The sequence below is a fragment of the Mycobacterium sp. TH-M82 genome, from assembly GCF_057473605.1.
Genome location: NZ_JBYCKY010000891.1, coordinates 1 through 6,051, shown reverse-complemented (window position 1 = coordinate 6,051; position 6,051 = coordinate 1). Strand labels below are relative to the sequence as shown.

Here is a 6,051-nt window from a genome sequence, read left to right as displayed (position 1 = left end):
CGTGGGTCGGCAGTCCGAAAGCTGCGACGGTGTAGGCCTTGTCCTGTGCGAGCTGACCAGACAGCAGCGGAGCACCGTCCATCCGGCCATATGCGAGGAGGTTCCCGGCACTGTCGACGACCGCGATGCAGAAACGAACCTGCAATTTCTCGGCCTCCTGGACGGCCGCGTCCAGTACGCGGTTAGCAGCGGCGAAGCTGATGGTCCGTGCTTCTATCAAGTCCGCCATCGGCCCCTACCTTTCGCCATGAGAATCGTTACCCGCTACGTTACGTACCTTCCACCTCGAGTCGCGGCCTGGCCACGGTCCGTTCCGCGGACCGGAAAGCTCGCGGTCGGGTGCGAAGTACCAGCGGATGATGGTTCTTGAACACCGGCGCGAACACGAGAGTCCCAGTGGAGGTTGTCAGATGAGTCTCGACACGTCGGCGATGACGACCAGGGGCAGCGGACCGATTGTGATTGCCGGCCTAGACGGGCTGCGGGCGCGCGCGGGGACGAAACTCGGTGTCAGCGATTGGGTGGATGTGACGCAACGGGTTGTCACCACATTCGCTCAGTTGACCGGTGACGAGCAATGGATTTATGTTGATTCGGAAAGGGCCCGAAATGGCCGGTACGGCACCACTATTCAGCATGGGTTTTTGACGCTGGGCATGTCGACCGTGCTGCTGGGGTCAGTGTGCACAGTGTCCGGATTCAACGTCGTCCTCAACTACGGCCTTAACAAGGTGCGGTTCCCTGCCCCGCTCAAGGTCGGCGCGCGGACCCGAATGCATGCCGAGCTCGCGGAGGTGACCGAGGTGAGCGGCGGGGCACAGGCTGTGTACCACCTCACATACGAGGTCGAGAACGAGCCAAAGCCTTGCTGTGTCGCGGACGCGGTATTTCGGTACTACACCTGATCTAATTCGCTCAGCCCGAGCGACCGGACAATCTTTCGGTACGACTCGGAAGGCTCGGTCACGTCGAACAGGAACGCCGGCATGCCGATCGCGCGTGCGCCGTCGATATTTCGCGGCTGATCGTCGACGAACAGCGCCGCTTCGGCCGGGGTCTCGAGAGGGTCCAAGGCCGACCGGTAGGCGGCTGGGTCGGGCTTGAGCACACCTGTTCGGGAACCGTCGATCACCACATCCACCTCGTTCAGGAAACCGACGCGGCCGATCCAGTCGTCGTCGTAGTACTGCGCGAGGTGGTTGGTCAACACGGCCGTCCGCACTCCTGCGGCCCTGGCGGCCCATACAGCTTCACGCGCCTGGCGACGGATCAACGAATCGACCTCGTCGGCGGGGTACAACTGCGCCATCATCGCGCGAAGTCCTCGGCCACCGGTCACCGCGGTGATCTCCTCGGCCCTAGTCACCCAATATTCGTCCTCGGTGATCTCGCCTGCTTGCATCCTGCGCCACAGCGAATCCTTAGCCGGATCGAACGGCCCGGCCCATTCAAACGTGCCAGAGGCCAGCCCAAGTCGGCGCTCGAAATCTTGCACCACCTCGAAGGGAGTGAGCAGGACCGGGCCGCCGAAGTCGAGCACCAACGCTTGCGGCATCATGACTGTTCACCGAACGCGTATTTTATGGCGTAGGCACCTAGGTCCCAGCTGGTTCCACAATCCTCGGTCGTCACGGTGACGGGTCGGGCTTGCACGATGGATACCGGATCCCCCGTGCGGCGAGCCCGGTCGATCACCCATTCCACGTCCACCGGGTGCCCGTAATGATCCTCGATCGCGCAGACCGCGTTCGCGATCGCCCCGATCTCCTCGTCGTCGAGGACCCGTGCGCCGCGGAAGCGGGCGGGCATGGCGGTCTCAACAACTCCGCTCGTCGCGTAGTCGAAGGCTGAGACGACCCGTTTGTCCGCGACGTCGTATGCCAGTACTCGCCGGTCCACCTTGCAGACTTCGATGTGGTCGGGCGTCACCGCACCCTGCACCACTGCCTGGCCCAATCCCCAGTTGCCCTCGATGACGATCCGGTCTCGCTTCGCAGACACCGGGTGGACGGAGAATGCGACACCCGACACCCGCGCGGAAAGGAGTTCGAGCACACCGACCGCCATCGGCATGTCCCGGTGCGAGAGACCGTGCTCGAGGCGATAGCCCAGCGCGCGGGCGGAAAAAAGGCTTGCCCAGCACCGCCGTACAGCCGCCAGCACCTGGATTTCACCTGACATGCCGAGGTAGGTGTCGAAGATGCCGGCGAAACTCGCTTGGGCGCTGTCCTCTTGCGTCGCCGAGCTGCGGACCGCGACGGGCTGATTGATCTCATAGCAGCGGAAGCTCAGTTCGGCGTATGCGTCTGCGATAGCTGCAGCGAGTGTCGGTACCACAGGCGTCTGCTCGACCTTCCTACGGATGGTTTGCGCGACGACGGCGAGTCGCTCATGATCGGTGGCTGCAGGTATTGTCGACAATCTTTCTGCGACAGCGGTATCCAGGCCGGACTCGGCAAAGTGCCGAGTATAGGCGTCGACGGTCACGGTGAATCCGCGAGGCACCTTCAAACCAAGATGCGACAGTTGTGTCAGTCGACCCATCTTCGCCCCCGCGACAGCGGTCGCCGTTGCAGGATCCAGTCGGTCCAGCCACCCGATGAAGTGGGTCATGTCGACGCTCCGGACTCCGACTCGTCGTATCCCCGGTAAATGGTGACGATGCCGGCCGAACCGTCGACCTCCACCTCGTCACCATCATCAATCAGGACCGTCCCAAGGCCGACCGCCGTGACCGTCGGCACCCCATACTCCCGACCCACGATGGCCGCATGCGACAGAGTGCCGCCCCCGTCGCAGACACAGCCCGCGATCTTCGCGAACGCCGGAGTCCAGTTGGGCGAAGTCGATTCGCACACCAACACGTCGCCCGGCTGAATCCGGTGCAGGTTGTCGGCATCGTTCAGCACCCTTGCGGGTCCGCGCGCGCGACCGCCGGCGGCCGGTACGCCGGTCAACGTTTTAACAGTGCCATCCGAGCCCGCGGTGCGCACTGCATGCAGGAAATGTTTGTTGAGCCCGAAGACCTCGATCAGGATGGGATCGCTGACGGTGTCGGGCACCCTGCCGAGCACCTTGGGCATCATGGCCCGGCGCTCGCCCCAGTAGGTGAAGTACTGGCGGCGGTCGGCGATGATCTTCTTGAATCGGCGGAGTGGGGTCTCCCCGTCGAGCGCTGAGATCACTTCCGGCCAAAACATGAAGAGCGTGTCGTCGGCTTCGTCCGCACCCAACGCTTCGGCTATGGCCAGACACGCCCAGCGCATCGGCAACGTGGCCCGCAGGTCGATGTAGAAATCGTGTTCCTCGTTCCACCAGGCGAAATTGGCGGCGTTACAGGAAGCCAACCCAGCGTCGAAGGCGGCCTGCTCGTCGCGCGTCAGCTTAGATCGTGCCGCGTCGAGCGCTGTCTCACGCGCCTCGGCCGCTGCCTCGCGCGCAGCCGTGAAGTCGTGCGGGGTTGCCTTCTGTAGAAAGGTCTTTATGGTGCCCAATGGTGGTGTCGGGTCTTCGACCCAGCTGGGCAACGCAATGTCATCGATCCCCTCGGTCCGCCACCCGTAAACGTCGAGAAAGCTCTCGAACTTGGCCAGCCATCCCGCGGCCCGACCGCCCGCCTTGCTGAGCGTCGCCGCGAGCTGCTCGGGTTCGGTGGCCGCGAAAATGGCATCGAGTCCGGCATCACGGGCCGACGTCGCCAGCTCCCACAGTTTACGGTCCGTTGCCATAATCTGGGTGTCACCGCTTTCGAGAAACTTGCCGATCTCTTCTGGATTGATACCCAGCTCGGTGCACAGGCCGCGAAAGGCCAGGTAATTGGCCAGCAGCGGATACATTAACTCGAAGTGGATTTCCCAAGCCCGCCTGTGGTGGGCACGTGCCTGCCACAGTTGATCGCGAAGCTCAGTGTGTGACATAGACCTAAGATCGGCTCGACGAAGGCGCTGCCAATCCTCATCGATCTCTGTGCGACGCTTGCGCCAGATCCGGTCAAAGTTACCGATGAAGGCCGGCAGGGCCCGGGCGAACCGTGCCGCACGGTCGGCCTCGTCCGCCTTCCGATCGACCGGAATCTCTGAGGCGTAAATGTGCGTTCCGGCGCTGCGAACCGCAATGCCACGGCCCCAAGGCAGTGGCAGGTGTTCCGCAGCATACTGGGTGCCCCGCGTATATCCGTCAACCATACTGAGTAGGCCCATAGGAGTGAGCCCGCGTGGCCAGTGAAAGTCGAGAAACCAGAAGCGGCTCTGATCGTCAGCGCGAAACGGAGAATACGGTTCGCTCAGCCACGGAGGCGAATACCTCTCGGAGCCTGGGTACCCAGGATACCCGGCATCTGCGACGAATTCCTCGATCGAAACTACGGTTGCCATAAGTCAGCCGTAGTCGAACTCGCCTGGCCGATCCAGTACCGGGTATGCATCGCTACCCACCCGGGGCGATCGATCATCGGTCCGCCCTGTGGCTGGGGGCGACGGGCACAGCGCAATGTGAGCGTTGATGGCGGGGACGACATAAACCGGCTGCTTGATGCCGACGCGGTCGCGGTGGCGCTCGACAAGTTCGAGTTCACCGCCCACGAGCTGGTTCTCCACATAACACGATCGTAGTTAGGACAAGCGCATCGCGGCGTTCAAGCGTTGCTTCTTTGCTTTCGATTGCCGGCGTGTTCATGCCAGTTCCGCCTCCCAATCTCGGCCTTGTAGCGCGTCGCGCACATACATCAGAAACCGCGAGGCGGTGACCCCGTCGAAAGCCCGGTGGTCGTAGGAGAGCCCGAGAATACACATGTGGTGGATGGCGATCGCATCACCCACAACGGTCGGCCGCCGCGACACTCCCTCGGTGGACATGATCGCGACGTTGGGCTGGTTGATGATCGCCGCCGACGCATAGCTCCCGAGCGGTCCGGGGTTGGTGATCGTGAACGTCGAACCCGAAAGGTCGTCCGCTGTGAGCGTCTTTGCCTTCGCGGCGTCACCGACGGTCTTGATGGTGCGGGCGATCCCCCGCAAGTTCAGCGCGTCGGCGCCCTTGATCACCGGCGCCATCAGACCTTGTTCGTTCAGGTCGACTGCGATCGCAAGGTTGACGTAGCGGTGCAGCGTCATCGTCTTGTCGGTCATGTTCACCGAGGAGTTCACGGTTGGGAATGCACGCAACGCATCGCAGGTCGCTCGAGCGATGAACGGAAGGTAGGTGAGGGACGCGCCGTTCTCTTTCTTGAACTGCTCCTTGTGCTGTTGTCGGATCTGCTCGATCCGCTCGAGATCAACCTCGACCGAGGTCCACACGTGCGGCGAGGTCTGCCGAGATTGCAGCATCCGCTCCGCGGTAACCAGCCTGATCCGAGAAAGCTGCACCACCTCGTCGCGGCCGCCCCGTGCGGGTGCCACGACCGAAGGCGGCGCAGGTACCGCAGCCGCGACAGGTGCTACCAATGCAGAACCGCTGTCGATCGCTGTCAGGACATCTTCGCGCATGATCCGCCCGCCGGCGCCCGACCCGGAAACTCCGGACAAGTCAAGGTTGTTCGCGGCGGCAAGCTTGCGCACAACCGGCGAGAGCAGCCGGCTGCCGTTTCCATCCTGCGCAGATGCTGCAACCGCAGTCGCCGCTGCCGTGGCAGGTACCGCGACCGCAGGGGCAGTCGACGCTGAGACACCATTGCCGCTGCCGATTCTGGCCAGCGCGGTACCGACCGGGACCGTCTCGCCTGCCTCGATGAGGATCTCCTGCAAGACACCGTCGACTGGGCTGGGTATCTCCGAATCGACCTTGTCCGTCGACACCTCGAACAGCGGATCGTCGAACTCGACGGTGTCACCAACGGCTTTCAACCACGTGCCGACGGTGCCCTCGGTGACCGTCTCACCCAGCTTCGGCATCGTGATCACATGAATTTCGTCAGCCATCGAAGCCCTCCCTCTGCTCAGCCGTGCAGTGATCGTCCAGTGAAGGCGAGCATCGCCTCACCAACCGCTTCCGACAGACTTGGGTGCGGATGGATGAACGCGCCGACTTCCTCGGGCAGCGCCTGCCAGTTCACCG

7 protein-coding genes are annotated in these 6,051 nt (G+C 63.1%); 1 reads left to right on the top strand and 6 read right to left on the bottom strand.

Annotated features, from left to right (window positions below; all coding sequences use genetic code 11):
• Nucleotides 1-229: GlcG/HbpS family heme-binding protein (locus tag AC2VON_RS25985; protein WP_486955382.1), on the bottom strand; the 229-nt coding region annotated here is incomplete at its 3' end.
• A gap of 202 nt (nt 230-431) precedes the next feature.
• Here AC2VON_RS25985 and AC2VON_RS25980 point away from each other — a divergent pair.
• A complete protein-coding gene (locus AC2VON_RS25980; RefSeq protein ID WP_486955384.1) occupies nt 432-905 on the top strand; it encodes a MaoC family dehydratase in 474 nt (157 codons plus the stop codon).
• Here AC2VON_RS25980 and AC2VON_RS25975 read toward each other — a convergent pair.
• The 5 genes from AC2VON_RS25975 to AC2VON_RS25955 form a co-directional block, all read right to left on the bottom strand.
• Nucleotides 896-1,540, bottom strand: a complete 645-nt coding sequence (locus tag AC2VON_RS25975) for an HAD-IA family hydrolase (protein WP_486955383.1) — start codon at nt 1,538-1,540, stop codon at nt 896-898. The genes AC2VON_RS25980 and AC2VON_RS25975 overlap by 10 nt on opposite strands.
• Nucleotides 1,541-1,554: 14 nt before the next feature.
• Nucleotides 1,555-2,613: a PEP/pyruvate-binding domain-containing protein gene (locus AC2VON_RS25970; protein ID WP_486955381.1), complete on the bottom strand. Its 1,059-nt coding sequence runs from the start codon at nt 2,611-2,613 to the stop codon at nt 1,555-1,557.
• A complete protein-coding gene (locus AC2VON_RS25965) occupies nt 2,610-3,836 on the bottom strand; it encodes a PEP-utilizing enzyme (RefSeq protein WP_486955380.1) in 1,227 nt (408 codons plus the stop codon). Before AC2VON_RS25965 ends, AC2VON_RS25970 begins: the two co-directional genes overlap by 4 nt.
• Before the next feature lie 540 nt (nt 3,837-4,376).
• Nucleotides 4,377-4,595, bottom strand: coding sequence for a hypothetical protein (locus tag AC2VON_RS25960; RefSeq protein WP_486955379.1), 219 nt, complete (start codon nt 4,593-4,595; stop codon nt 4,377-4,379).
• Nucleotides 4,596-4,670: 75 nt separating this feature from the next.
• Nucleotides 4,671-5,915: a dihydrolipoamide acetyltransferase family protein gene (locus AC2VON_RS25955; protein WP_486955378.1), complete on the bottom strand. Its 1,245-nt coding sequence runs from the start codon at nt 5,913-5,915 to the stop codon at nt 4,671-4,673.
• Nucleotides 5,916-6,051: the final 136 nt, after the last annotated feature.

What these genes read in the sequence shown, in the direction of transcription:
- AC2VON_RS25980 (WP_486955384.1), top strand. Translation starts at nt 432, where the DNA reads ATGACGACCAGGGGCAGCGGACCGATTGTGATTGCCGGCCTAGACGGG.
- AC2VON_RS25970 (WP_486955381.1), bottom strand. Translation starts at nt 2,613, where the DNA reads ATGACCCACTTCATCGGGTGGCTGGACCGACTGGATCCTGCAACGGCG.
- AC2VON_RS25965 (WP_486955380.1), bottom strand. Translation starts at nt 3,836, where the DNA reads ATGTATCCGCTGCTGGCCAATTACCTGGCCTTTCGCGGCCTGTGCACC.
- AC2VON_RS25955 (WP_486955378.1), bottom strand. Translation starts at nt 5,915, where the DNA reads ATGGCTGACGAAATTCATGTGATCACGATGCCGAAGCTGGGTGAGACG.